This is a genomic window from Sphingopyxis sp. BE259 (assembly GCF_031457495.1).
In the GTDB taxonomy this organism is placed as follows: Bacteria; Pseudomonadota; Alphaproteobacteria; order Sphingomonadales; family Sphingomonadaceae; genus Sphingopyxis.
In genome coordinates this window covers 414740-440671 of the sequence record NZ_JAVDWM010000001.1, presented here as the reverse complement: position 1 = coordinate 440671, position 25932 = coordinate 414740, and the positions used below count along the sequence as shown (strand labels likewise).

At 63.1% G+C, this 25932-nt stretch carries 19 protein-coding genes; 8 read left to right on the top strand and 11 right to left on the bottom strand.

Annotation, left to right across the window (positions count from 1 at the left end):
* Nucleotides 1-10: 10 nt before the first annotated feature.
* The 8 genes from J2X44_RS02145 to J2X44_RS02110 all read right to left on the bottom strand — a co-directional run bounded on the left by J2X44_RS02145 (nt 11) and on the right by J2X44_RS02110 (nt 13132).
* Nucleotides 11-3190: an efflux RND transporter permease subunit gene (locus J2X44_RS02145; protein WP_058455301.1), complete on the bottom strand. Its 3180-nt coding sequence runs from the start codon at nt 3188-3190 to the stop codon at nt 11-13.
* Nucleotides 3191-3234: 44 nt separating this feature from the next.
* A complete protein-coding gene (locus J2X44_RS02140; RefSeq protein ID WP_058455302.1) occupies nt 3235-5775 on the bottom strand; it encodes a heavy metal translocating P-type ATPase in 2541 nt (846 codons plus the stop codon).
* Nucleotides 5776-5965: 190 nt separating this feature from the next.
* Entirely contained in the window at nt 5966-6436 is a 471-nt protein-coding gene (locus J2X44_RS02135; RefSeq protein WP_058455303.1) for an SRPBCC family protein, read from the bottom strand.
* Between the two features lie 81 nt (nt 6437-6517).
* Nucleotides 6518-6862, bottom strand: a complete 345-nt coding sequence (locus J2X44_RS02130) for a DUF190 domain-containing protein (protein ID WP_058455304.1) — start codon at nt 6860-6862, stop codon at nt 6518-6520.
* 9 nt (nt 6863-6871) lie between these two features.
* A complete protein-coding gene (locus J2X44_RS02125) occupies nt 6872-10114 on the bottom strand; it encodes an efflux RND transporter permease subunit (RefSeq protein WP_058455305.1) in 3243 nt (1080 codons plus the stop codon).
* A 3-nt stretch (nt 10115-10117) separates the two neighbouring features.
* Nucleotides 10118-11287, bottom strand: a complete 1170-nt coding sequence (locus J2X44_RS02120; protein WP_058455306.1) for an efflux RND transporter periplasmic adaptor subunit — start codon at nt 11285-11287, stop codon at nt 10118-10120.
* A 109-nt stretch (nt 11288-11396) separates the two neighbouring features.
* On the bottom strand, nt 11397-12704 hold the full coding sequence (locus J2X44_RS02115) for a TolC family protein (RefSeq protein ID WP_156416613.1): 1308 nt from the start codon (nt 12702-12704) through the stop codon (nt 11397-11399).
* Nucleotides 12705-12769: 65 nt separating this feature from the next.
* A complete protein-coding gene (locus tag J2X44_RS02110; protein ID WP_058455308.1) occupies nt 12770-13132 on the bottom strand; it encodes a hypothetical protein in 363 nt (120 codons plus the stop codon).
* Nucleotides 13133-13696: 564 nt separating this feature from the next.
* On the opposite strand from J2X44_RS02110, the gene J2X44_RS02105 reads away from it, so the two are divergent.
* From J2X44_RS02105 to J2X44_RS02075, 7 genes are all read left to right on the top strand, one after another.
* Nucleotides 13697-14035 carry a hypothetical protein gene (locus J2X44_RS02105; RefSeq protein ID WP_310087637.1) on the top strand — a complete coding sequence of 113 codons (339 nt, stop codon included), beginning with the start codon at nt 13697-13699 and terminating at the stop codon, nt 14033-14035.
* A gap of 64 nt (nt 14036-14099) precedes the next feature.
* Nucleotides 14100-15335: a TolC family protein gene (locus tag J2X44_RS02100; RefSeq protein WP_058455310.1), complete on the top strand. Its 1236-nt coding sequence runs from the start codon at nt 14100-14102 to the stop codon at nt 15333-15335.
* Complete coding sequence (locus J2X44_RS02095) at nt 15332-16594, top strand: efflux RND transporter periplasmic adaptor subunit (RefSeq protein ID WP_058455311.1); 1263 nt, start codon at nt 15332-15334, stop codon at nt 16592-16594. Before J2X44_RS02100 ends, J2X44_RS02095 begins: the two co-directional genes overlap by 4 nt.
* A gap of 17 nt (nt 16595-16611) precedes the next feature.
* Nucleotides 16612-19773: a CusA/CzcA family heavy metal efflux RND transporter gene (locus J2X44_RS02090; protein WP_310087633.1), complete on the top strand. Its 3162-nt coding sequence runs from the start codon at nt 16612-16614 to the stop codon at nt 19771-19773.
* 117 nt (nt 19774-19890) lie between these two features.
* Complete coding sequence (locus tag J2X44_RS02085) at nt 19891-20487, top strand: cation transporter (RefSeq protein WP_283420344.1); 597 nt, start codon at nt 19891-19893, stop codon at nt 20485-20487.
* Between the two features lie 519 nt (nt 20488-21006).
* The gene (locus J2X44_RS02080; protein ID WP_310087630.1) at nt 21007-22173 is read left to right on the top strand and encodes a tyrosine-type recombinase/integrase; all 1167 of its coding nucleotides are present in this window, start codon (nt 21007-21009) and stop codon (nt 22171-22173) included.
* Between the two features lie 17 nt (nt 22174-22190).
* Nucleotides 22191-23012: a hypothetical protein gene (locus J2X44_RS02075; protein WP_310087629.1), complete on the top strand. Its 822-nt coding sequence runs from the start codon at nt 22191-22193 to the stop codon at nt 23010-23012.
* On the opposite strand, the gene J2X44_RS02070 is transcribed toward J2X44_RS02075, so the two are convergent.
* Genes J2X44_RS02070 through J2X44_RS02060 form a run of 3 tightly spaced genes read right to left on the bottom strand, consistent with a single transcriptional unit; the run spans nt 22989 to nt 25398 of the window.
* Nucleotides 22989-24167: a DNA cytosine methyltransferase gene (locus tag J2X44_RS02070; protein WP_310087628.1), complete on the bottom strand. Its 1179-nt coding sequence runs from the start codon at nt 24165-24167 to the stop codon at nt 22989-22991. The genes J2X44_RS02075 and J2X44_RS02070 overlap by 24 nt on opposite strands.
* Before the next feature lie 2 nt (nt 24168-24169).
* Nucleotides 24170-24586, bottom strand: a complete 417-nt coding sequence (locus J2X44_RS02065) for a very short patch repair endonuclease (RefSeq protein WP_310087626.1) — start codon at nt 24584-24586, stop codon at nt 24170-24172.
* Between the two features lie 38 nt (nt 24587-24624).
* A complete protein-coding gene (locus tag J2X44_RS02060; RefSeq protein WP_310087625.1) occupies nt 24625-25398 on the bottom strand; it encodes a GIY-YIG nuclease family protein in 774 nt (257 codons plus the stop codon).
* A gap of 265 nt (nt 25399-25663) precedes the next feature.
* Here J2X44_RS02060 and J2X44_RS17590 point away from each other — a divergent pair, with 265 nt between their 5' ends.
* Nucleotides 25664-25867 (top strand): helix-turn-helix transcriptional regulator, encoded by a 204-nt coding sequence (locus J2X44_RS17590; RefSeq protein ID WP_405053336.1) that lies wholly within the window; start codon nt 25664-25666, stop codon nt 25865-25867.
* Nucleotides 25868-25932: the final 65 nt, after the last annotated feature.

Sequence of the window (25932 nt, the reverse complement as noted above, 5' to 3'; positions counted from 1 at the left end):
CTTCACTCCTCTATCGATCGGCCGCCGGGCTTTGCCCCGCGCCGATGTCGGTGACGCCCGCAGGCGATGGGTCGGCATGCGCGCCGCCCGTGGTGAACCAGCGGCGCAGGCGCGGTGCCATCCTGCGTTCGAAGCCCGCCGCAAGGCTGAAGGACGCCGGCACGATCAGCAGCGTCAGCATCGTCGAAAGGATAAGCCCGCCGATCACCGTGACCGCCATCGGCGCGCGCCATGCGCCGTCGCCGGTCAGTGATAGCGCGGTCGGGATCATGCCCGCGACCATCGCGACCGTGGTCATCAGGATCGGCTGCGCGCGCTTGTGTCCGGCGTCGACGATCGCCTCGTCGCGCGGCACCCCGGACGCCATTTCCTCGATCGCGAAATCGACCAGCAAGATGCTGTTCTTGCCGACGATACCGAGCAGCATCAGCACGCCGATGAACACGGGAAGCGAGAGCGGATAGCCCGTCAGCAGCAACGCGATCGCCCCGCCGAGGGGGGCGAGCAGAAGCGAGCCCATGTTGACGAAGGGTGGGATGATCTTGCGATAGAGCAGGATCAGGACCGCCAGCACGAGGAATATCCCCGAAACGACCGCGATCGCGAAGTTGCGCAGCATCTCGGCCTGCCATTTGGCACTCCCGAGCACCAGCCGGGCGACCCCGGCGGGTAACGTCTTCAGCGCCGGCAACGCCTCGACTTTCTCCATCGCCTGACCGGTCACGAGACCCGGAGCAAGGTCGGCCCCTATGGTGAGCTGGCGCACCTGGTTGGTCCGATTGATCTGGGTGGGGCCGGCGCCGAAGCCAATCTCTGCGACGACAGAAAGCGGCACCGTTCCCCCGTTCCGGGTCGGAACCGGCATGTTGCGCAGTGTATCGAGCCGCTCGCGCGCGGTTTCCGCTAGCGCGACGCGCACCGGTATCTGCCGGTCGGACAGCGAGAATTTGGCGCTGTTCTGGTCGATCTCGCCAAGCGTCGCGACGCGGATCGACTGGCTGAGCGCCTGGGTGGTGACGCCGAGCTGCGCCGCGAGCGCGAAGCGCGGGCGAATGACGATCTCGGGCCTTTGGAGATTGCCTTCGACACGCGGCGAGCGAATCTCCTTCACACGGGCCATTTCGGCAAGCAGCCGGTTGCCGATATCTTCGAGCTTCTTCGGGTCGTCGCTGCCTAGCGTGATCGAGATGTCACGGCTGCTCCCGCCGCCACCGCCATGCTGCGATTGGAAGTTGATGCGGGCATCGGGAACCTGCGCCAGCCGCGGCGCGCGGTCCTTTTCGAACTCGGTGGAGGTGAGCTCACGGTCCTTGCGCAGTTTCAGATAGACCGTCGCCGTGCCGACATCGATCCGCGACAAGGCGGATTCGACGAGCGGATCGCGCTTCATGAGATCGGTCACTTCGTCGGCCACCGCCTCGGTCTGTTCGAGCGTCGCACCCGGTGCGAGCTGGATGGCGACGCGGCTCGTATCGGAATCGATCGACGGCTGGAAGGTCATGGGAAGCAGCGAGAAGCTGAAGATGGTCGCGAACAGCGCCAGCACGCCGATGCCGACCACCCAGATGCGATGGTCCTTTAAATAGCCGAGCCATTTCCAGCGCCCGCCGCGCGCACGCGCGGCAGCGGCCCCGCTGGTATCGAGGCTCCAGCGCAAGATGCGCATATAGGTGTCGATCAGCGGGCCCTCGCCATGCTTTTGCGGGCCCTGCGCAGAGAGAAAATAGGCAGCGAGCATGGGCGTGATCATGCGCGCGACCGCGAGGCTCATCAGCACCGCGGCCACGACCGTCAGCCCGAAATTCTTGAAATATTGCCCGGCGACGCCCGGCATCAGCCCGACCGGCAGAAACACCGCGACGATCGTCATCGTCGTGGCGAGCACCGCGAGGCCGATCTCGTCGGCGGCGTCGATCGAGGCCTGATAGGCCGATTTGCCCATCCGCATGTGGCGCACGATATTCTCGATCTCGACGATCGCATCGTCGACCAACACGCCGGCAACGAGGCTAAGCGCGAGCAAGGTCATCATGTTGAGCGAGAAGCCCATGAGGTCCATGAACAGGAAGGTCGGTACCGCCGACAGCGGGATGGCAAGCGCCGAGATCAGCGTCGCCCGCCAGTCGCGCAAGAAAAGGAAGACGACGACGACCGCGAGGATCGCGCCTTCGACCATCGCATTGATCGCCGAATGATATTGGCCCTTGGTATATTCGATATCGCTGAACAGCTCGGTGAATTTGACCTTGGGATTCTCCTTCTCGAGCTTGCGCAGCTCCTCGACCGCCGCGTCGTAAACGGTGACATCCGAGGCGCCCTTGGCGCGCTCGAACCCAAAGGTCAGCACCTGCCGCCCGTCCTGCTTCGAGACCGAGCGCTGCTCGGCGTAGAGATCCTTGACCTCGGCGATATCGGCGAGGCGCACGGTCCGGTTCGTTCCGACCGAGATCAGCGTCTCGCCGAGGGCGTTGGCGCTGCTGGCGTTGCCGAGGATGCGGACCGCCTGCTCGGAGCCTGCGACCTCCATCCGGCCGCCGGCCGCATTGACGTTGAGCTGGACGAGCTGGGTGTTCACCGCGGCGGCGGTGAGACCATAGGCACGCATGCGCTCGGGGTTGAGGATGACCCGGATTTCGCGGCTGACGCCGCCCCGTCGGTAGGCGTCGCCCATACCGGGGACCGCGATCAGCCGCTTCGCGACGACATTATCGACATACCAGCTCAATTCCTCGAGCGTCATGTCGGTGGCCGAGGCCGACCAATAGGCAAGCGTGTTGCCCGAGGTCGACAGGCGGATGACCTGCGGTTCGAGGATGCCGTTCGGCAGGTTGCTGCGGATCTGGGTGATCTTGTCGCGGATATCGGTCACCGCCCGGTCGATCGGTGTGCCGATCGCGAACTGGACGAAGGTCTGAGACTGGCCTTCGGTAACCGTCGAATTGAGCTCGTCGATCCCCTCGATCGTCCGCACCGCCGCCTCGACGCGCTGCGTGACCTGCGTTTCGAGTTCGGTCGGCGCGGCGCCCGGCTGGGCGATGATGACGATGGCGCCCGGAAAATCGATGTCGGGATCGCTCTGGACCCCCATCATGAGGAAGGAGACGATGCCCGCCACCGTCAGACCGAAGAACATGACGAGCGGCGGGATCGGGTTCCGGATGGACCAGGCCGAGATATTCTTGAAGTTCATCCTCTCTCCCCCTTCCGGTTCGATCGCGCCGCGACTGCGCGCCCTCAGCCCATGCTGCGATCGCGATAGGCGAGCAGGCGAAGCGCGTTGGCGACGACGACGAGGGTCGAGCCTTCGTGCGCCGCGACCGCCGCACCAATTCCGAGCCCGAAGATCGTCGCCGGCACGAGGACCACGACGACGCCGAGGCTGACCACCAGATTCTGGCGGATGATGCGGCGCGTCTGGCGGCTGAGCCCGATCGCGAACGGCAGATGAGCGAGGTCATCGGCCATCAGCGCGACGTCGGCGGTTTCGAGGGCGACATCGGACCCTGCGGCGCCCATCGCGATCCCGACGGTGGCGCTCGCCATCGCCGGTGCGTCATTGACGCCGTCGCCGACCATGGCGACCGGCTGCTGCGCCTTGAGGTCGCGAATGGCATCGACTTTCTGGTCGGGCATAAGGTCGCCCCAGGCCTCGTCGATCCCGACTTCTGCGGCAATCGATTCCGCGACCTTCTGGTGGTCGCCCGAAATCATGATCATCCGGCCGATGCCGAGTTCGCGGAGTTTGGCGATCGCGGTGCGCGCCGCTTCGCGCGGCGTGTCCATCAGGCCGATCGCGCCAAGATCGCGGTCGCCCATGCGGACCACCATCGTCGTGCGGCCCTGTTCGCGGAGGCCTGCGATCGCCGCCGCCACTTCGCCCCCGATCGGTGCGATGCCGTCGGCACCGAACATTTCGGCCCTGCCGATCAGAACGGTCTCGCCCTCGACCTTCGCCGTGACGCCGCGCCCCGTCAGGCTGTTGAGGTCGTCCGCGATCGGTACGCGCGCCGATGTCAGCATGGCCTCGCCATCGCGCGCGATCGCAGCGGCAAGGGGATGGTCGCTCAGCCGTTCGACGGCCACCGCGATGCGCAGCAGTTCCTCCTTCGGCACGCCGCTTGCCGGCAGAACATCGGTGATGCGCGGCTTGCCCTCGGTGAGCGTGCCCGTCTTGTCGAAAGCGAGCGCAGTCAGCGAGCCGAGATTTTCGAGCGGGCCGCCGCCTTTGACCAGCACGCCGCCGCGCGCCGCACGCGCAACGCCGGACAGGACGGCGCTCGGCGTCGCAATGGCGAGCGCGCACGGGCTTGCCGCGACGAGGACCGCCATCGCCCGATAGAAGCTGTCGCGGAAAGGCTCGTCGACGACGACCCAGGCGAAGAGCAGGACGAACACCAGCGCGAGCACGCTCGGCACGAAAATCCGCTCGAACTTGTCGGTGAAGCGCTGGGTTGGCGATTTCTGCGTCTCCGCCTCGCTCACCATCTTCACGACCTTGGCGAGCGTGGTATCGGCAGCGAGGCGCGTCACAGCGATCTCGATCGCGCCATGACCGTTGATCGTGCCTGCGAAGACGCGATATTTCGCCTCGAGCACATCGGGCTTCGCGGCGGCAGCGGCGCGATCGGGTACCGGCTCCTTGTCGACCGGAACGCTCTCGCCCGTCACCGGAGCCTGATTGACCGCCGAGCGTCCGACGATGACGAAGCCGTCGGCGGGCAGCCGCTCGTTGGGCTTGACCACCACGGTGTCGCCGATCTGCAGAAGCTCGACCGACACTTCGCGGGTGCTGCCGTCGGCCCCCTTCACGATCGCGGTCTGCGGCGCCAGCTCGGCGAGCGCCTCGATCGCGCGCTTGGCCCGGCCCATAGCATAATGTTCGAGCGCATGACCGAGGCTGAAGAGGAAAAGGAGCAGCGCGCCTTCGGCCCACGCACCGAGCGCTGCGGCGCCCGCAGCGGCGACGAGCATCAGCGTGTCGATCTCGAAGCGCTTGAGCTTCAGATTCTCGATCGCCTCGCGGACCGTAAACCAGCCGCCGAAACCATAAGCGGCAATGTAGAATGCGAGCGGTACCCACTCCGGCGCCGCAGCCAGCTTCTCGATGGCAAAGCCGATGCCGAGCACGAGACCGCACAGCAACGCGAAGATCAGCTCGGTCCGCTCGCCGAAAATGCCGCCATGATCATGGCCATGGTCGTGGCTGTCCTCGCCCGTGTGGCCATGTTTGTGATCAGGCCCATGCGCATGATCCGGTCCATGGTCATGGCCATCATCGCCATGTTGGTGCGGGGGTTGTGCCGGGGTAGCCGCGGCGACGGCAGTCGATTTCTGTGTGACGCCCATATCCGACAGTGTCTTTCTGATCGTTTCGATGGAGGTCTCCGAGCGCTGGAACTCGGCGCGCAGCGTGCCGGCGGCCCCGACTTCGGCCTCGATCACGCCCGGCATTTCGCGAAGCTTAAGTCCGATCGTCCGCGCGCGCCGGGCGTGGCCGACGCCTTCGAGGTCGTCCCAGAAGAGATGCTGATATTGGTCAGTGAGCTCGGCACCGGCGCTGCGCGCGAGCTGCCGCACGCGTTCGAGCGGGAGAATATCCGGACGGTAATGGATGCAGAGCTGCGGCGGCGAACCATCGCTTGAGCGGACCACATGGACCTTGTCGACGCCTTCGCGTCCTTCGAGTTCGCCCATCAGGCGCGCGACACAGCGGTCGGCGGTATCGGCGACTTCGGGGAGGAGAAGCGGAATATCGAGCCGCAACTGGTCACTCATGATGCCATCCTTTTCTCTTGGCCATCGGCACTGTGATCCGGACATACACTAAACGCCGGGCAGGATGAGGTGCGGGAGCCTCTGCGGGATGCGACCCGGCTCCCGCACCTCCCCGACCGCCGGAGATCCCTGCCCGTGGTGAGGGGGGCGAATGAGAGGGGCCTCCGACGGCCAGGTTTCGAATTTACAATCATGCGCGACGTCCGCTCGGCCGCGCGTAGCGGGACTGAACGGTCGTGCGGCGGAAATGCTTTTCGAGCGCAGCGTTTGAGCGGCGCAGGAACACCGCGCACGCGCGGCGCAGGAATGGATAGCCGAGCCACGAGAAGAAGCCGCGGCAATCGAGCCGATGCGTCACCTCGACGCCTTGGCCTAACTTCTCGAGCCGATAGCTCTCCTCGATCACGAGCAGGCCGCGCATGCCCGTTCGCCACGAAAAGCCCTTGAGCCAGTCGAGACCGGTGATCCGCCCTTCGGCGGCCAGCTCCGGCCCGCGCGGCCCACGCGGGGAATAGACATAGTCGATGCGCTCCTCATCTCCCGGATGCTCCGATAAGCGCAATGTCGGATGCCAGTCGGCATAGCGCTCGATGTCGATGAGCAACCGCCAGACGCGGCCGATCGGGACCGGCAGGCGGAGCGAGGTCCCTACCGAGAACATCGGCAGCTCCCTCGCTCCGGCAAGCTGGTCCGCGACGCAGGCCGGGGACCTGCGCCGCGGTGGAAACCGGCAATTTGCCGGTCAGCTCTGGACATCGGGAGGCTCCACGGCGGATTTCCCGCCGAGGATGTCGACCGCTTCGAGCGTTATGAGCCCTATGTCCGGTATTTCGGACAGCTGCGCCGCAAAGTCGCGGAGCCGCTGCTCCTCGTCGATGATCTCGATCACGACCGCCCGGTCATTCTCCAGCGCATGCTTGCGGTGGAGATGTGCCGAGCGGCCGAAACCGAGGACCGCTTCGAGGACGGTGACCCCCGCCAGCTTTTGCTGGCGGGCGAGTTCGGAAATGAACTCGAAGACGCGCTGGTCGCCGAAGAAGGCAGACTCGTCGGTATAAACGCGCAATAGCTTGGATGCTTTTTGCATGGTCCTCTCCTATTCCGTGACCGGCGCTTCGGCCGGCTCGGTTTTGCGTTTCAGGAAACCGGGCTGCCAATTCGCGCCAAGAACGACCTTCGCGATGGCCGGGAGCACGAGAAGCGTCAGGATGGTCGCTGCGATGAGGCCGCCGATGACGGTCGTCGCGAGCGGCTTCTGCACCTCGGCGCCTGTCCCCGTCGCGATCGCCATCGGCACGAAGCCGATCGCGGGCACGAAGCCGGTCATAATCACCGCGCGCATCTTCTCGATCATGCCCTCGCGGATCGCCTCGGTGAGCGGCACGTCATTCTCGAGCCGCTCGCGGATCGCCGTCATGACGACGAGACCGTTGAGCACCGCGACGCCGGCGAGACAGATGAAGCCCACCGCTGCGGACACGGAGAAGTTGATGCCCGTAAGCGCGAGGGTGAACACCCCGCCTGCGAGCCCCAGCGGGACCGCAAGGAACACGGCAGTTGCTCGGCCGAAAGTGCCAAGCGCCATGTACAGCAGGATGAAGATACCCGCGAAGCAGAGCGGCACCACGATGGAAAGCCGCTTCGAGGCGGCCTGCAGGCTTTCGAACTGCCCGCCCCATTCGAGATAATAGCCCGCCGGAAGCTTCACATTGGCAATCTTCGCTTGCGCCTCGGCCACGAAGGAGCCCGCATCGCGGCCTTCGAGGTTCACCTGTACGACGACGCGCCGCTTGCCATTCTCGCGGCTGATCTGGTTGAGCCCTTCGGTCAGCCGGATCTGCGCCACTTGCGCAAGCGGTATCTGTCCGCGGTTCCCGCCTTCCGAGGGAAGGAGCACGGGAAGCGCGCGAATGTCGTCGAGATTGACGCGGGTCGCGTCGGGAACGCGCACGGTGATGTCGAACCGGCGATCGCCTTCGTAAAGGAGACCCGATTCACGCCCGCCAAGCGCCGCCGACACGGTGTCGGCGACTTCCTGCACCGACAGGCCGTAACGCGCGATCGCATTGCGATCGAGCTTCACGTCCAGCGTCGGAGCGCCGCCGACCTGGTCGGCCTTGACGCTGCCCGCACCCGGAATGCCCTGGAGCACCTTCACCATCTCGTTCGCGGCGAGCGACATCTTGTCGAGGTCGTCCCCGTAGAGCTTGATGGCGACGTCGCCGCGGACACCCGCGATCAGTTCGTTGAAACGAAGCTGGATCGGCTGGCTGACCTCGTAAAGCTGGCCGAGCTGGCCGCCAGCGGCCTTCTCGATCCGCTCGACGACATCGGCCTTGCTATCGACGCCCGCCGGCCACTGGTCCTGCGGCTTCAGGATCACGAAGCCATCCGAGATGTTCGGCGGCATCGGATCGGTCGCCACCTCGGCGGTACCCGTCTTCGAGAACATCAGTTCGACTTCGGGCAGGCTCGAGATCGCCGTCTCGACATTACGTTGCATGGCCAGCGACTGTTCGAGGCTCACCGAAGGCACGCGCGTCGAGGCGAGTGCCATATTCTTCTCGTCGAGCTGCGGAATGAATTCCGAACCCAGAAGCCCAAACGCGGGGATCGCGAGAAGGAAGAAGACGAAGCCGCCCGCGATGAAGGTCCAGGGTTTCGCGATCGCCTTGTCGAGCAAGGGCAGATAGCGTTCCTTGGACTTGCGGATGGCCCAGACTTCCTTCTCGGCCACTTTGCCGCGGATCATCAGCGCGACGAGCGCCGGGACCAGCGTGATGGCAAGGATGAAGGCGGCGACGAGCGCGAGCATGATGGTGATGGCCATCGGCGAGAAGGTCTTGCCCTCGACGCCTGTGAACATCAGCAGCGGCGCGAAGGCGAGCAGGATGATCGCCTGGCCGAAGACCGTCGGTTTGATCATCTCCTGGCTGGCCCGCATCGTCTCCTCGAGACGTTCGCGAAGGTTAAGCAATCTCCCTTCATGCTCCTGCCTGTGTGCCAGTCTCGCCAGACAGTTTTCGATGATGATCACCGCCCCGTCGACGATCAGACCGAAGTCGAGAGCGCCGAGGCTCATCAGGTTACCGGGGACCCGGAACGCGTTCATGCCCATCGCCATCATCAGGAAGGAGAAGGGGATGACGAGCACCGCGATGATCGCGGCGCGCCAGTTGCCGAGCAGGAAAAAGAGCGCGGCCGCGACGAGCAGCGCGCCTTCGGTCAGGTTCTTTTCAACCGTGCCGACGGTCGCGTTCACGAGCTTGGCGCGGTCGAGCACCACCTTCACTTCGACGCCAGGCGGCAAGGTTTTCGACACCTGCGCGATCTTCGCCGAGACATCCTCGGCGACGGTGCGGCTGTTCTGGCCGATCAGCATGAGCACGGTGCCGATCACCGCCTCCTTGCCGTTCATGCTGCCCGCACCCGTTCGAAGGTCGCCGCCAATCTTCACATTGGCAAGCTGCCCGACGGTGACAGGAACCCCGCCGCGCGTTGCAACGACGGCATTGCGGATCTCGTCGACCGAGCGAACGCGCGCATCGACGCGGACGAGATAGGCCTCGCCGCCGCGGTTGTAATAGTTGGCGCCGACCGCGAGGTTTGCGCGTTCGAGCGCTTCGCCGAGTTCGCTGTAGGAAATGCCATAGCTGGTGAGGCGTGTCGGATCGGGCTCGACCACGAAGGTCTTGGCATAGCCACCGATCGAGTCGACGCCGGCAACGCCGCCGACCGACTTCAGCTGGGGGCTGACGATCCAGTCCTGGACTGTGCGAAGATAGCCCGACTTCGCGATCTCGTCGGTGAGGATATCGCCCTCGGGGGTCAGATAGCTGCCGTCGGGTTGCCAGCCCGGTTGGCCCGCAACCTTCTTGGCGCCCTTCCCGTCAGGATTTTTATAGCCGACGGTGTACATCACGACCTCGCCGAGACCCGTCGTTACGGGACCGATCTGCGGCTGCGCCCCATCGGGCAGATTTTCGCCCGCCTGGAGAAGCCGTTCGCCCACCTGCTGGCGCGCGAAATAGAGGTCGGTTTCATCGGAGAAGATGGCCGTCACCTGGCTGAAGCCGTTGCGCGAGATCGACCGTGTCGTCTCGAGCCCCGGAATGCCGGCCAGCGAGATTTCGATCGGATAGGTTACGAGTTTCTCGATTTCGACCGGCGAAAGGCGCGGGTCGATCGTGTTGATTTGCACCTGTTTGTTGGTGATGTCGGGAACGGCGTCGATCGGCAGCTTGGTGAGCTGCCAGACGCCGAGGCCCGCGATCACGAGGAAGAGGAAAAGCACCGCCCAGCGCGCGCGGACGGATAGCGCCATCAGTTTCGCGATCACGGTCTATTCCTCCTCGCCCGCGCCCTTGCCGAGTTCGGCCTTGAGCAGGAATGCGTTCTTGGTCGCGACAATCTGGCCGGGCTTCAGCCCGGAGAGGATTTCGACACGGCCCGCGCTACGCTGACCGACGGTCACCTGCTGCGCGCGGAAGCCGGTCTTCGTGCGCACGAACACCACGTCGCGGCCCTCGAGCGTCTGGAGCGCCTCGTCGGCGATCACGATCGTTGCGGGACCACCGGTCGCGGCGCCGCGGGTGGGAAGCAGGCGTACCCGGACCGCGAGGCCGGGCTGCAGCGCGCCGGGAACATCGAGGACGGCGGTTGCCGAGCGGGTTTCGCCCGAAAGGCCAGGCGTCACCGCGCGGACACGCGCGTCGATCGTCTGTCCGTCGGGCAGTTCTATGATCGCGCGGTCCCCCGGGGACAGCCGCTGCGCGTCGGCCGGACCGACCGCAGCCTCGATCTGCACCTTGCTCGGATCGGCAACCCGGAACAATTCGGTTTCGGGCTGCACGAAGGCACCGAGGCTCGCGCTCTCGGCCGTGATCCGTCCCGAGATCGGGCTCGCGACGATCACACTACTTCCATCGCGGGTGACCTGCGCCGCGTTCGCTGCGGCGCGGGCACGTTGCGCTTCGGCCGCGGCAGCCGCGGCTTCGGCCTGCGCCTGCTCGTAATCGACGCGTGCCGACACCTTCTGGTCGAACAGCGTCTTCTCGCGGTGGAGATTCTTCTGCGCGAGCGTCGAGCGCGCATCGGCCGCAATCCGTTCCGCCGCAATCTGCGCTGCGTCGCGGCTTTGCACGATCGCGATCGTTTCGCCGGCGCGGACCGGATCGCCGAGCCGTTTGAAGAGGCGGGTCACCGCACCACCTGCGCGGGCGGTGACGATCGCCTCGCCGCTCGGCGCGGCAGTGACCGTGGCCTGCGAGATGATTTCGGAGCCGAGACCGCCGGCGCCGATTGCCTCGACGCCGATTTCGGCGGCCTTGATCGCTTCAGGTGTGATAGCGAGGCTGCTTGGAAGCGCTTCGCTTTCAGTTGCGGCTTCGCCTTCGGCAGCCGGCGCGGGGGCCGGATCAGCGGTGCAGCGGGCGACGCCGAAGCCGGTGACGGCGGCGAGGGCGATGGCGCCCGCGACAGTGCCGAGAAGGCGCTTGTCCTTGGTGATCATATTCTATCTCCGCTGATGATGCGGTTCGCGCGCCGACCGGCAGCGCACCCCTGTTGACTTGAAAGGACGGCGGCGAAGGCGCCTCCGTCCGCTGGAAGGATCGGCGCGCTCATGGCTGATGGTCCGCATCGCCATCGGCGGCCGCCTGGCGCGAAAGGATCGCACGGGCCGCGGCCCGGGCTTGCCTCGCGGCGATCAGTTCGGCCTGCGTCGCCGCATAGGCCTGCTGTGCGTCGATATATTCGACGAGCGAGGACTTGCCGGCGCGGTAGCTGAGCTCGGCAAGCCGGACCCCTTCGCGCGCCTGCTCGATGCCGCTGCCTTCGAGCGCCGCGAGACGCGCTTCGGCCGCCTCGAGTTCGGCTTGCGCATTCGCGATTTCCGCCTGGGCGTTGACCACGGCATTTTCGCGCCGAGCGATCGCGGCGGCGACATCGGACTTGGCAGCCGAGATGTTGCCGCGATTGCGATCGAAGACCGGTAGCGGTACCGAGACGTTGGCGACGAGCGCGCGATCGCCGGTCTCGCGAAGCTGGCGCACTCCGAACCCGACCGATGGGTCGAGCCGGCCGTCGGCCCGCTGCCCCTGGAGCCGCGCCTCGGCAATGAGCTTCTCGGTTTCGGCAAGTCGGACGTCGAGCGTTGCGAGCGAGTCCACCGTCGCCGGTGTCACCCACAAATCGCCATCAACCAGTTCGGCCGGCGGGACCGAGCTGCCGAGGAGAGCCGCGAGCGAGCGGCGTGCGGTCCGCTCTTCGGCCTCGGCTGTGCGCAATTCAGCGGTCGCCTGCACAAGGGCCGCATTGGCGCGGAAGGCCCGCAGCGGCGGCTCGTTTCCCGTGTCGACCATCGCCTGCGCGACGCGAACAAGTTCGCGGGCTCGGGCTTCGTTCTCGCGCGCAAGCGCCAGATTGTCGCGGGCCGCGGTCGCCGTCGCGAACTGATTGCGCACGTCGAACGCGAGGTCCGCGCGGGCAATTTCCAGTCGATATTGCGCGGCCAGAAACTCCGCGTCGGCGAGCGTCATGCGGGCGCGGCGGCGCCCGCCTATGTCGAGCCGCTGGTTGACCGACACGGTCGTTTCGAGGCCATTGAGCCCCGAATAGGGACCCGTTCCGGCAAAATTCTCGACGTCGACGTTCAGCGTCGGGTTGTAGCGATAGCCCGCTTGGCGCTGGCGGCCGCGCGCGGCCTCCACTTCAGCCTGGGCGGCAACCACGCGCGGCGACCGCGCGTCGGCTTCCTCCATCGCCTGGGCGAGGGACAATCGGGCGGGAAGCGGGCCGGTGCGGACCGCCTCGTCGGATGAAGAAGGCGGACCCACGAGCTCCGTTCCTGCCAATTGGGCAGCAACGGGCGCGGCATTTGCGCCTGCAACGAGCGCCGCGAAAGTCGCGGCGACAACTATGGATTTCATGAAAAGGAGACTCCTGACGTTTCCAGGGAGAGGCGCGCGCAGAGGGCGCGCGCAAACCTAGAGCGTCAGGCGATTGGAGGGCGGAATGTCCCGATGTAGGCGACGGGCGGCAACGTGGCCGCGGGCACGAGCGCGTGCGACTGGCTGCAAGGCACTTCGGTCGATGCGGTCAGCGTCTCCGCCGGTACACCCGAGTGATGCCCATGGCAGCCGTGAGGGGCAGCCGGGAGCGGCTGCTGTTCGCCAGAAGACGACTTCTTCTTGTCGGTTTCGGCGCTTTCGGTTGCCGGCGCGGCGACACAGCCGGCTTCGATCGCGGCGACCAGGAAGCTCGTCTCGGCCCGTTCCTCACTCGCATGCGCGAGCGACCCAGCAACCGTTCCGGATGCAAGGAGAATGGTCAGCAGGAAGAGGATCACCCGTCGCATTGGAACAGGCCCCTAGCATCGAAACGGCAGGATGAAAAGTAGAAGATTTTCAATCTACTTCGAGACACCCTGCTGGCCGCCCAACGCTATCTGTAATGTTATCACATTATCAAGCCAAAATTCATGTATTGAATATTTTGATACTTATTAGAACCCGAGCCAAATCAAAGCACTCATCGAATATCATCGTCACAATTAGAATATTTTTGGGAGAATGCTTCATATTCCTATGAAACCATAGCATGGGCCCGAGACTATTGCAGACCAATAGGTTCCACAGGACTCTGGTTCATCGCGTGAGATTGGAACGGACCGCGCTACGTACCGGCCTGCGACATGAGCCGCCGATCCTATATCTACTATAGATTGCTAAGTCGGTTCGAGGAGATGGCAGGCAGAATGGACGCCAATCGGGTTCGGAACCCCGTCCTCTGCGCCCGGGCTGAACGCAAGCGCGAAGCGGAAGTCCATTGCCACGTGCATCATGCATGCGATGGGCTCGCAGCACCGGTTGCGCCCGATTTGGACTTTCGGAACAATCCATTCGCTGTTAGGGGCGCACCGATGTCCGGCGCTCCTTTACGCCTTCTGCTTGTGGTTATCCTGCTTCTGAGCGGGCTCCACAATGCTGCGCCGGCGGCGGCGGGCATGACGCACCATGCCACCGATTCGCATCTCGCTCACCATGCGGAATCGGGTCATGCCTCGGGCAAGGATTCGTCCAACGGTCAGCAGGATGCCGACATCCACGGCAGTCACCATAATTGCCCGGTCGCATCCGACCAGGCCCTCGCAGGCCATGACGATCTGTCCTGTTTTTCCGGCGGCCTCCTCTTTGTGCTGCCCGCGACGCGCCTCGCTTCGCGCGCTCTTGCTCCCCCCCTGAACCCTCCCCTCGCCTGAACCACGCCTGCCGCGCGGCCCTTTCCGGCCTGCGCTCAGTCGTCTCGTTCAGGAGTGAGAATTTATGCATATCCATATGCGCGCCGCCCTGTTGGCCGGGGCTGCGCTGCTGGCGGGGTCCGTTTGGGCCCAGCCGCTAACGCTCGACCAGGCGGTCGAGCGGGCCATCGCCGCATCGCCCGAGCTTAGAGCGGGCGAAGCGGGGGTCGACGCTGCGCGCGGCGATCAGCTGCAAGCCCGTGTCCGTCCCAATCCGACCGTTTCGGTCGATATGGACAATGGCGTCGGGACAGGCGGCTATGGCCTGTTCCGGCAGTCCGAGTTGACCGTCACCTATTCGCAGCCGCTCGAACGCGGCGGCAAGCGTGAGGCGCGCATGGCGCTTGCCGAGCGCGGCGTCGTGCTGGCCGAAGCGCAATGGCGGATTGTCCGGCTCGATATCGCCCAACAGGTCCAGCGCGCCTACATCAACGTCCAGATCGCCGAACAGATGGTCTGGATCGCCGAAGACCGCGTCAAACTCGAAAAGGAGATACGCGCCGAGGCCATCCGGCGGGTGCGCGGCTACAAGGACCCGCTGTTTGTCGAAACAAGGGCCGATGCCCGCATTCTCGAAGCCGAGCTGGCCCTGAAGGAAGTCCAGGCGAAACGCCAATCGGCACGCGCTCTGCTCACGTCCTTCTGGGGCGGCGCTCCCGACAGCCTCGTTATCGCGGAAGGGATCGAGAAGCCCGATCCGCGTGACCCGCCGCTGGCCGAAGCCGACGCCGCAGTCTTCGATGCTGCCGTCGATCGCGCCCGGGCACAGGTCGTCGTCGAGCAGAGCCGTGCGCATCAGGATTATACGGTATCGGGGGGGACCCGTTTCCTTCGAGAGACCAATGATGTCGCCGTCCTCGGCGGCATCTCGATCCCGCTCGGAAGGTTCGACCGCAATCAGGGCAATATCGCGCGGGCACAAGCGGAGCGGCGGCAGCTCGAATATCAGTCCGAGGCCAACCGTCTCGAGCGCTTGCGGCGTCTCGCCTCGCTTCGGGCGGATGCCGATGCAGCCCGGGTGCGCGCCGAGGGCATCATGAACACCGTCTATCCCAAGGCGGTGAAGACACTCGCGCAGGTGCGCGAAGGCTATGCCCGCGGCGGTTTCCTGTTCGCCGACGTACAGGACGCAGCCGACGTCATCATCCAAATCCAGGGTCAGTGGGCCGATGCCATGACGAGTTACCGCGATTTGCTCGCGGAGATCGATCGCCTGACCGGCCGCTTCGATGCGGCTCCCCTTGCGGAGAATATTCCATGAAGAAGTTTCCATTTCCCGCCGCGGCTGCGGCGCTGTTCCTTGCCGTGCCTCTCGCTGCCTGCGGCGGCGGAGCCGAGGGCGAAGACAAGCATGAAGAAGGCGAAAGCCACGCCGAGGGCGAAGGCGAGGAAGATGCCAAAGGCCCGAACGGTGGCAAATTGCTCAAGAATGGCGATTTCGCGGTCGAGGTCACGATCTTCGAGAATGGCACGGAGCCGCAATTCCGCGTTTTCGCAACGCGGGACGGCAAACCGGTCGACCCGAAGGATGTCCAGCTCGCCATCACCCTCACGCGGCTTGGCGGCGACGTCCATCGCTTCACCTTCCGTCCGCAGGGCAAATTCCTCGCAGGGCAAGGTGTCGTCACCGAACCGCACAGCTTCGATGTCGAGGTCGTCGCGGTCGTGGGCGGCAAGCGGCACGTCTGGAAATATGCGAACCCCGAAGGGCGCACGCGGATCGCGGCCGACGCCGCCAAGGCCGGCGGCATCGAAACCGCGGTCGTCGGACCGGCGACGGTGGGCGAGATGCGCGAACTCTACGGCACCGTCCAACTGTCGCCGACCGCCCGCTCCGAAATTCGCGGCCAATTCCCCGGCCGCGTCGTCTCGGTGACCAAGGCGTTGGGCGACAGCGTCCGGCGCGGAGAGCTTCTCGCGCGCATCGAGTCGAGCGAGAGCCTCCAGGTCTATCCGGTATATGCGACCGTCGGCGGCGTGATCGCCGAGCGCAACGCCAACCCCGGCGACGTCACCGACGGGCGCGCCCTCTATGTGGTCACCGACCCGGCGCAGACCACGGTCGTCTTCAACATCTTCCCTCGCGACCTCGCGATTATCCGTCCGGGCATGCGGGTAACGGTGGAGACGCAGGACGGCGCCGAAATCGCGACCGCGCCGCTCGGGCAGTTCCTGCCCGACGGCAATGTCGAGGCGGGCACTGCGCTCATCCGCGCGACCATCCCGAACCGCTCGGGAACGCTCCGCCCGGGCATGGCCTTGCGCGGCCGCGTGATGGTCAACCCCGTCACCGTGCCGCTCGCCGTGCGCACCGAGGCAATCCAGCCCTTCCGCGACTTCAAGGTGGTCTATGCCAATTTCGGGCAGGACTATGAGGTCCGGATGTTGAAGCTCGGCCGTTCGTCGCCCGAATGGACCGAGGTCCTGTCGGGCATCAAGCCCGGCACCGCCTATGTTACCAAGGGCAGTTTCCTCGTTCGCGCCGACATCGAAAAGTCCGGCGCGGGCCACGACCATTGATCGGGGGGCAGGATAACATGCTAGCCAGAACCATAGGCTTTTCGATCCGGCAACGATGGCTCGTCCTCGCGGTCGTCGCGCTCCTCTGCGCGATCGGCGCGTGGAGCGCGACCAAATTGCCCATCGACGCCGTTCCCGACATCACCAACGTCCAGGTCCAGATCAACACCAAGGCGGAAGGCTATTCGCCGCTCGAATCCGAGCAGCGCATCACCTATCCGATCGAGACCGCGATCGCGGGCATTCCGAACCTCAACTACACCAGATCGATCTCGCGCTACGGGCTCAGCCAGGTCACCGTTGTCTTCGAGGACGGGACTGACATCTATTTCGCGCGCCAGCAGGTCAACGAGCGGCTCCAGGCCGCGCGCGGCCAGCTTCCACCCGGGATGGAGCCCGAAATGGGCCCGATCTCGACGGGTCTCGGCGAGATCTTCATGTTCTCGATCGAGGCGGAACCGGGCGCGCGAAAACCCGACGGTTCGCCTTATACGGCGGAAGACCTCCGGACGATGTCCGACTGGGTCATCCGGCCGCAGATGCGCACGATCCCGGGGGTCGCCGAGATCAACACGATCGGCGGCTACGCCCGCCAATATCATGTGACCCCCAACCCGGCCTCGCTCGCCTCGCTCAATCTCTCGCTCAACGATGTCGTCACCGCACTCGAGGCCAATAATGCCAACCGCGGCGCCGGTTATGTCGAGCGCAGCGGCGAACAGATTCTGATCCGCGTGCCGGGTCAGGCCAATAATGAGCGCGACCTGTCGCAGATCATCGTCACCACTCGCGGCGGGGTTCCGATCCGGATCGCCGACGTCGCCGATGTCGCGATCGGTTCGGGGCTCCGCACAGGCGCCGCGACGGAAAATGGCAAGGAAGTCGTCCTTGCCACGGTCTCGATGCTGATCGGCGAGAATCCGCGCGTGGTCGCGCAGGCCTCGGCCGAACGTCTCGTCGAGGCCTCGCGTGCCCTTCCGAAGGGCGTCGTTGCCAAGCCGCTCTACGATCGCACCGCGCTCGTCGAGCGGACGATCTCGACGGTGCAGAAGAACTTGGCCGAAGGCGCGCTCCTCGTCATCGTGATCCTGTTCCTCCTGCTCGGCAATTTCCGGGCGGCGCTGATCACGGCGGCGGTCATTCCGGTCGCGATGCTGATGACGCTGACGGGCATGCTCCAGACGCGGACATCGGCGAACCTCATGAGCCTCGGGGCGCTCGACTTCGGCCTCATTGTCGACGGGGCCGTCATCATCGTCGAGAACTGCCTCCGCCGGCTCGGCGAGGCCCAGCACAGGCTCGGGCGCCTGCTCGATCGCGACGAACGCTTCGGGCTCGTCGCCTCGGCCAGCGCGGAGGTAATCAAGCCGAGCATCTTCGGCATCATCATCATCACCGCGGTCTATCTGCCGATCTTCGCGCTCGAAGGCATCGAGGGCAAAACCTTCCATCCGATGGCGATCACCGTCGTCCTCGCGCTTACCGCCGCACTTCTGCTGTCGCTCACCCTGGTTCCGGCCGCGGTGGCGCTGTTCGTGACCGGCAAGGTCGAGGAAAAGGAGAACTGGCTGATGCGCGGTCTCGGCAAGGGCTATCGCCCGATGCTCGACCGCGTCCTCAATTGGCCGAAGGCTGCACTGGCTGGTGCTTTGGTGCTTGTCGCGCTGAGCGGCGTGGCGGCGACCAGTCTCGGGTCCGAGTTCATCCCGGACCTCGACGAAGGCGATATCGCGATGCACGCGATGCGCATTCCCGGAACGAGCCTGACCCAGTCGATCGCGATGCAGGAGGCGCTGGAGAAGAGAATCAGGCAGTTCCCCGAAGTCGAGCGGGTGTTCGCGAAGATCGGCACGCCCGAGGTCGCGACCGATCCGATGCCGCCGTCGGTCGCCGACAATTTCATCATGCTCAAGGACCGGAAGGAGTGGCCCGACCCCAGAAAGCCGCGCGACCAGCTCGTCGCCGAGCTCAACAAGGCGGTGAACGAAGTGCCGGGGAATAATTATGAGTTCACCCAGCCGGTGAAGATGCGGATGAATGAGCTGATCGCCGGCGTTCGCGCCGACGTTGCGATCAAGCTGTTCGGCGACGATCTCGATCAACTGCTCGAATCGGGGCAGGCGATCGAGGAGGTAGCCGGCGGGATCGCGGGCGCGCGGGACGTGAAGCTCGAACAGGTCACCGGCCTGCCGATGCTTTCGGTCACGCCCGATCGCGACAAGCTTGCGCGCTATGGCGTGAGCATCGAGACGGTCCAGGATGCGGTTTCGACCGCGACTGGCGGGCGGCAGGCGGGCGAGCTCTTCAAGGGCGACCGGCGTTTCGACGTCATTGTCCGGCTTCCCGAGGCCATTCGCACCGACCTCGCGTCGCTCGGCAATCTCCCCGTTGCGCTTCCGGCCGGCGGCTTCGTGCCGCTTTCGGAGCTGGCGGAGATATCGCTCGCGGCTGGGCCGAACCAGATCAGCCGCGAGAACGGCAAGCGCCGCGCGGTGATCACGGCGAATGTCCGTGGTCGCGATCTCGGCTCATTCATCGACGAGCTGACCCAGAAGGTCGAAGCCGATGTCGTGCTGCCCGACGGCTATTATATCGAATATGGCGGGACGTTCGAGCAGCTCCAGTCGGCGACCGAGCGCCTCCAGATCGTGGTGCCGCTCGTTCTGCTGCTGATCTTCGGCCTCTTGTTCATGCTGTTCGGGTCGGTTCGCGACGCGGCCATCGTCTTCTCGGGCGTGCCGCTGGCGCTGACGGGAGGGGTCGCGGCGCTGGCGCTTCGCGACATTCCGCTCTCCATCTCGGCGGGCGTCGGGTTCATCGCACTCTCCGGGGTCGCGGTGCTCAACGGCGTGGTGATGCTATCCTTCATCAAGGATCTTCGCGAACGCGGAAAGGCGCTCGTCGATGCAATCCGCCAGGGCGCGCTGACCCGCCTCAGGCCGGTGATGATGACCGCGCTGGTTGCGTCGCTCGGGTTCGTACCGATGGCGCTCAATGTCGGGGCTGGATCCGAGGTGCAACGGCCGCTGGCGACCGTGGTCATCGGCGGGATCATCTCATCGACGATCCTGACGCTGCTGGTGCTGCCTGCGCTTTACCTCTTGGTCCATCGACGGACCGCGAAGGCCGAAGAGGAAGAATTGACGCGCCCGAGCGGCGTGTCCAGCCCTGCAGGCTGAGACCTTCCCGGATGGCCGTCACTCCCCCCTGTCGACGGCAACCGGAAGTGCTGACTGGGACGGAACCCAAAAGGGTTCCGCCTCCTCTTAGGGATGGTGAGGATTGAGGAACTTGCAATGAATGAAAAAGCATCCGGGAGCGAACGCGAAAAGCGAACGCTCCAGATCGTTCTCGTCCTGAACGCGGCTATCGCGATCGCCTTCCTCGTGACCGGCGGGCTCGGCGATTCGAGCGCGCTCATCGCCAATGGGCTCGACAATCTGTCCGACGCCGCGGTCTATGCCTTGAGCCTCGTTGCGCTCAGCCACGGCCTGAAATGGAAAACCCGTGCTGCCACGGCATCGGGCGTCATGCTGCTGGTCTTCGCGGCCGGCGTCCTGTTCGATGTGGGACGCCGCTATTTCGAAGGCAGCGAACCGATCGGTCCGACGATGATGATCATGTCGGCGGTCGCTGCGGTGGTGAACTATGCTTGCCTGAAGCTCTTGCAACGCATTCAGGATCCGGACGTCAACCTCAGAGCCGCGACAACCTTCAGCTACAACGACTTCATCTCGAACGGCGGCATCCTGATCGCGGGTGTCCTCGTCTGGTGGCTCGGTACGAACTGGCCGGACCTTCTGGTTGGATTTGCGACTGCGCTGATCGCTATCAAGGGCGGGATCGAAATCCTCCGCGACGCCCGCCAAGAGACCAAACAGCAGAGAGGCTAGAGCATGTGAGGCGTCTCGGATCGGCGGATTAATGTTCGAACCTCTGCGAACAACGTCGCCGATCCTGCCCTAGAGGCACCCGACAGCTCGCTCTCATCATATTACGTCCTTATTACGCGAGGCAAAAATCGAGCCCGCGTAACGACGCATATTACGCCGCCATTCGGCGTAAGTGTCGGAAATTGTTAGGAAAACTGGAGCGGGCGAAGGGATTCGAACCCTCGACCCCAACCTTGGCAATTTGGTGCAAGCGGTACGCAGGTGAGATCATATCGACCGGAACTCCTCAAATTCCGGCTGCCCCCGCTGTCATGCCCGCTCATCCACAATCACCCGTACGCGGTCGCACGTTACCCCACACGTTACCCCGCGAAGCCTTAAACTTTTTGCTCGAAATCATGTCGGCCCATACAGGAGAATCTCCGCCTTCTGCTTGTCATACCGTGGAAAATTCGGTGTTGCGGGATATGATTTTGTCGCCTTATTGAGCTGCCCTCGTTCACAAAGAGGGGGCCACAGATGGCAATTCACCGATTTACCGACAGATGGCTTCAGTCTCTTGGTACGAGGCCTACGCACGGACGCGCCGAGTTCGTCGATGCAGTTTGCCCGGGACTGCATTTGCGAGTGACCTCCAAAGGCACTCGAACTTTCTCGGTGATGTTTCGGGTCAGGGGCAAGCTGGTCCGCACCACCTTGGGCAAGTATCCGCTGCTAGCCTTGCACGACGCTCGAGAAGCAGCGTTGGCGAAAATGCGTGAAGTTGATCAAGGCGCTGATCTTCATGCCGCGACCACGCGACAGCAAAGCCTAACCCTTCGGCAGATGATAGATAGCTACGTAGAACGGCATTTGAGGCCGAATGCCCGATCATGGAAAAATATTCAGGCCGCGCTGCTAGGTTCGGCAAAGCGGCCATCACGGTTATCCCACCTTCATACGAAGCAAGCCGGGCAGATCAGTAAGGCGGACGTGGTGGCGGTTATTGATCGCATCATGGAAGACGGCACACCGCAAGCTGCCGTAAATCTGCTAAGGTATATCAAGATGCTGTTCAATTGGGCAGCGGATCGCGACATGGTGGTTGCCAACCAATTCGAACGGATAAGACCGCCTGCTCGCACGCGCGAGCGCGACCGTATTCTTTCAGATCAAGAAATAGCGGCAATTTGGCATGCGTCGTTCCAACTTACAGATCCCTATGGGCAGATGTACCGCATGTTTTTGCTTACCGGCCAACGCCGAAGCGAGGTGGCGACAATGCGTTGGTGCGAGATAAGCGGACGAACATGGACGATCCCCCGGGAAAAGGTAAAGAAAGATCGCGCGCACGCCGTGCCGCTGACTACGACAGCGCAGGCCGTACTTGCCTCACTACCTCAATTCGGTCGCGAAGCATTTGTTTTCACGACCACGGGCGGCATGTCCGCAAGCAGTAATTTTGCAAAAGTGAAGCGCGAGCTGGATCGACTTTCCGGGACGGCCGGGTGGACAATTCATGACATCCGCCGCACCGTAAGGAGCAAATTGGCGGAACTGCGCATCCCACGCGAGGTCGCGCGAAAGGTGCTAAATCACGAAGACGGCAAAGTTGACCGCATCTACAACCGGCACGATTATGCAAAAGAAAAGCGGGAGGCGTTGGTTAAGTGGGAGAAGAGGCTTTTAACGATTGTCCGCTCCTGAGCGAACCCACTATTAGCATGCCCGGACTGGCGAAGGAGTCTGCTGAGATTGCCGCGCGGAATGGATTGCTGCCCAGCGCAGGGCTGGAACTGCTAGTCGATCAGATTTTCGGCCTCTCCTGCCGAGACCAAGAGGAACGATACAACGATCCGCGGCAAATGGCTTCACGCCGCAGCGAGGGCTTTCGCCTTGCAAAACGGATGCAGGCGGAGGCGACGCAAATGTTGGTCCACCTCGAAAAACTCTATGGTGCTTACAAAGACTTCCATGCGGCGGTCCGCTTTCATCCAGCCTTGTTGGAAGAAATATTCGACGTGAACATCGGTGACCCCGACGAACTCTTTTTGCCAGCGCAGCTGAACATTCTCCAAACGGCATTCTACGACGAGACCGATTTGGCCCTAACCCCTGTGCCTTCGCTACCTGAACAGCCCTCCGTCGCAGACGCGGTGCAACCGTGTCCGCCATTTTTGTGGGAAAGCATCGACGCCCGGCTTCAGGCTTTGACGGGGTTACCAGTGAAGGCAGCGCTAGCGCGAGGCCCCGTCCCAAACCTCGTTCTCCAAAAGGCAGTCGAGCGCTGCCGCAGCCATTGGGTAAAATGCGAAGGCCGTTCATGGTCGATGTCCTCCTTGAAGGTTAGGGAGGTTCGCGACGACAATGATGACGCGACGTTAAAGGGCTCGTGCGAGAGATTCGTTGTCGATGTGCTGCGCGTGGCCGGACTTCGGTTCAATCTTTCGGACTTGGCGAGCGCGTGGGACGCGGTCGACAGGAACTATCGAACCCGTGCACGCGACAACAAAACCAAAGGATCACACACGGCCGGAGCGGGCTGAAGTTGAGCGGAGGTGTTTCGCGACGGATTCCGCCACGACATGAGCTAAATCAACTGGAACGGCGTTGCCGAGTTGCCTCATCGTCTCTGACCACGATCCATGGAACACGAGTTCATCAGGAAAAGTTTGCAGCCGAGCACTTTCTCGGATGGTAAAATAACGCACCGAACCGTCCGGGCGGCGTAACATGTTTTCGCCTCCAGGAACGCCATGCACGCCCGCCTTCAAAGTCTTCGCCGGCTCATCGAGCGGGCTTCCAGTATGCCCCGGATAGCTGCGTGCGCCCGGCTGATGACGATGGTCCTCAAACCTAGACTTGGAGCGAGGTGAGAGTTCTGGGTCAGGAAGGTCTTCAATCGCGTCACGGGTAGTGCGCCACGGCTGAAGTTCAGGAGAGTCTATGGGTAGGCCCCTCAGGATTGAAGGTGCAGCGATCCGATCTTTACGCACAACTTTGTGACGATCCCAATAGTCACCGCGCAATTGATCCCAGATCATTGCCTCGCGAGAATGAGTCTCTCGCGGCCAAGACCAATGTATGCCCATATCCGCGCGGAAACCCACAAAGAAGACGCGCTCGCGCTTTTGCGGCACTCCAAAGTTTGCTGCGTTCAAAACCTTCGGCGGAAGCACCTGATACGACAGCGCCGAATTTCCGTTTGAACTGTGGTGCTGTTCCAGACGAGCGCGATGATCAAGCCAGCTTTCGCCCTGCCGAATCGCGATCTCCGGGTAAGAGAGCTGGAGGAATATGTACGTGAAATATGTTTCGAACGTCGCCCGTGTAAGCCCCTTTACGTTCTCAAATATAAAGGCTTGCGGCTTCGTTTCACGTACTACTCGCACCGCCTCCGACCACATATCACGGTCATCCTGGTGTGCCCGATGTCGACCACCGAGCGAGAAGGGCTGACAGGGCGGCCCCCCAGTGACCAGCTCAACCTTGCCTTCAAATTCGGCGAATGAAAATTGGCGAATATCGCCTTCGCGCGGCTCCGGCCATAATCCCATTCCCGCTGACCCACGAGCGCGGTTTTGCCGGATGGTATCGCAGCACCATCTATCCCATTCGACAACATCAACGGTTTTGAACCCTGCGCGCGTGACTCCAAGCCCAAGGCCCCCGGCACCGGCAAAAAGTTCGATCGCGTTCATGCTTACCCCCTGACAAACCTTTCGAGCTTGTTGCCTAATTGTTCTGCGTCGCGCAACTCGCATTCCCACACGACCAAAACATTCCATCCCATTTCCCGCAGCATGCGACAATTCTCGGCATCACGCGCCTGATTGGCTTCGAACTTAGCCCTCCAAAATTCGGCACGACTTTTCGGAAAGCGAGCAAGATTGCATTCGGGGTCGGTATGACGATGCCAAAAACATCCATGGACAAAAATCGCTTTCCGTCGACGTCGAAACACGATGTCAGGCTTGCCGGGAAGTTCGTTCGCGTGAAGGCGATACCGAAAACCTTTCGCATGAAGAAGCCTTCGGACCGCCATCTCTGGCTTAGTGTTCCGTTCCTTGATTAGCCCCATCCGAACGCTGCGCTCGTGCGGAGACAGGGTGTCGGCCATAAACTCAGAGCTCCGCGTCCTTGGGAGATACCCTTTTTCTACACAGGCACGCCGTGAAGATACGTTCGATCTTCTTTGTATAGAATGACGTGGCTCACAAAGTAGGTAGCCTGCCAGCCCTGCGGCAAAGCACTAACAATCAGTCTCATCGTTTCCCTGACTGTCATGCTCGGCGCGCTTACGGCGAGCTGAGCAGCGACCATGTCTGGATGAGGATTCAGACGATAATCATGGCTGCCCGCTTTCGTTCTCCCCGCAGGCAACCTAACTTCATAGCGCAAGGTGTAAGGAAGAGCTGCCTTGAGCAAAATGAGTGCCTGATGAACGCTCATTGTTCCCGGCTTCAAAATCTCCAACGGAATGTCGATGTCTATCGGGAATTGAGCATCAAAACCCTGCTCGGGTTTGTTTGTAGTCTCACGCTCACGCCCCGGATCGTTCGAACCAAAGCCAGAACCGTTCCACTCAGAACCATAGTGGGCAATAACCTTAGACTCGATATCCATAGCCGTAAGAACGAGAATTTGCGCGGCCTTAAAGCACACATCGTGCGGCTGCACATTCCGCCGCTGCTCAAACTTCCGAGCGTGTCGAGCTATCCTAGTTCTCAACCCGGCCTCAGCATCGGTTTTTCCCACGTATCGGATTTCGCCACCGTGAAGGAGCAGATAGACGCCTTGAGCTTCGGGTAGTCCTGAGGCATTCTCTACAGTGAGCGGGGCGCTGCTAAGCGCATCCAGCGTCGGAATGATTTGGCCCATCACTGCACCCATCAGGTCCAGCTCAAATGCTATGAATCCCGGCTCCGCCATCCTACCCCCGAATCTGTTCGGCTCAGCCTTTATCATGGGTCGGTAATTCGTTCATCCCTCAAGCGAATTAACCGATTCAAAGGTCGGAATTTGCGAGAGCCCAAGCTCTTTGGTCAAGTCTCAGTACCCTCTGAAGGACTTGTCTAGCCAAAATGCGGCGACAGTTGTCCGTGGTAACGGCTAAAACCCTCGCTGCCGAACACTTGGCATTGCGCCCCGGAATCCCATACTTGGTCATCCGTCATCAACGCGACGGAGAATTTCCATGGCAAACAAAAGCGAAGAAATCGATCCGATCCTAAAGGTCGGCGAAGTGCGAGCCGCTGTGTCGTACAGCGTCAGTCAGATTTACCGAATGATCCGAGAAGAGCGCTTCCCGCGTCCGTTGCGATTGGGTCCTGGCCGCGTCGGATGGCGACGAAGCGCCGTAGTCAAATGGCTCGCCGAGCGCCCGACGGCCGACTTGTAGCCCACCAGACCCTCACACCACAAACATCAACATAATCATGCAGGCGCCGTCGGGCTTTCAGCGGG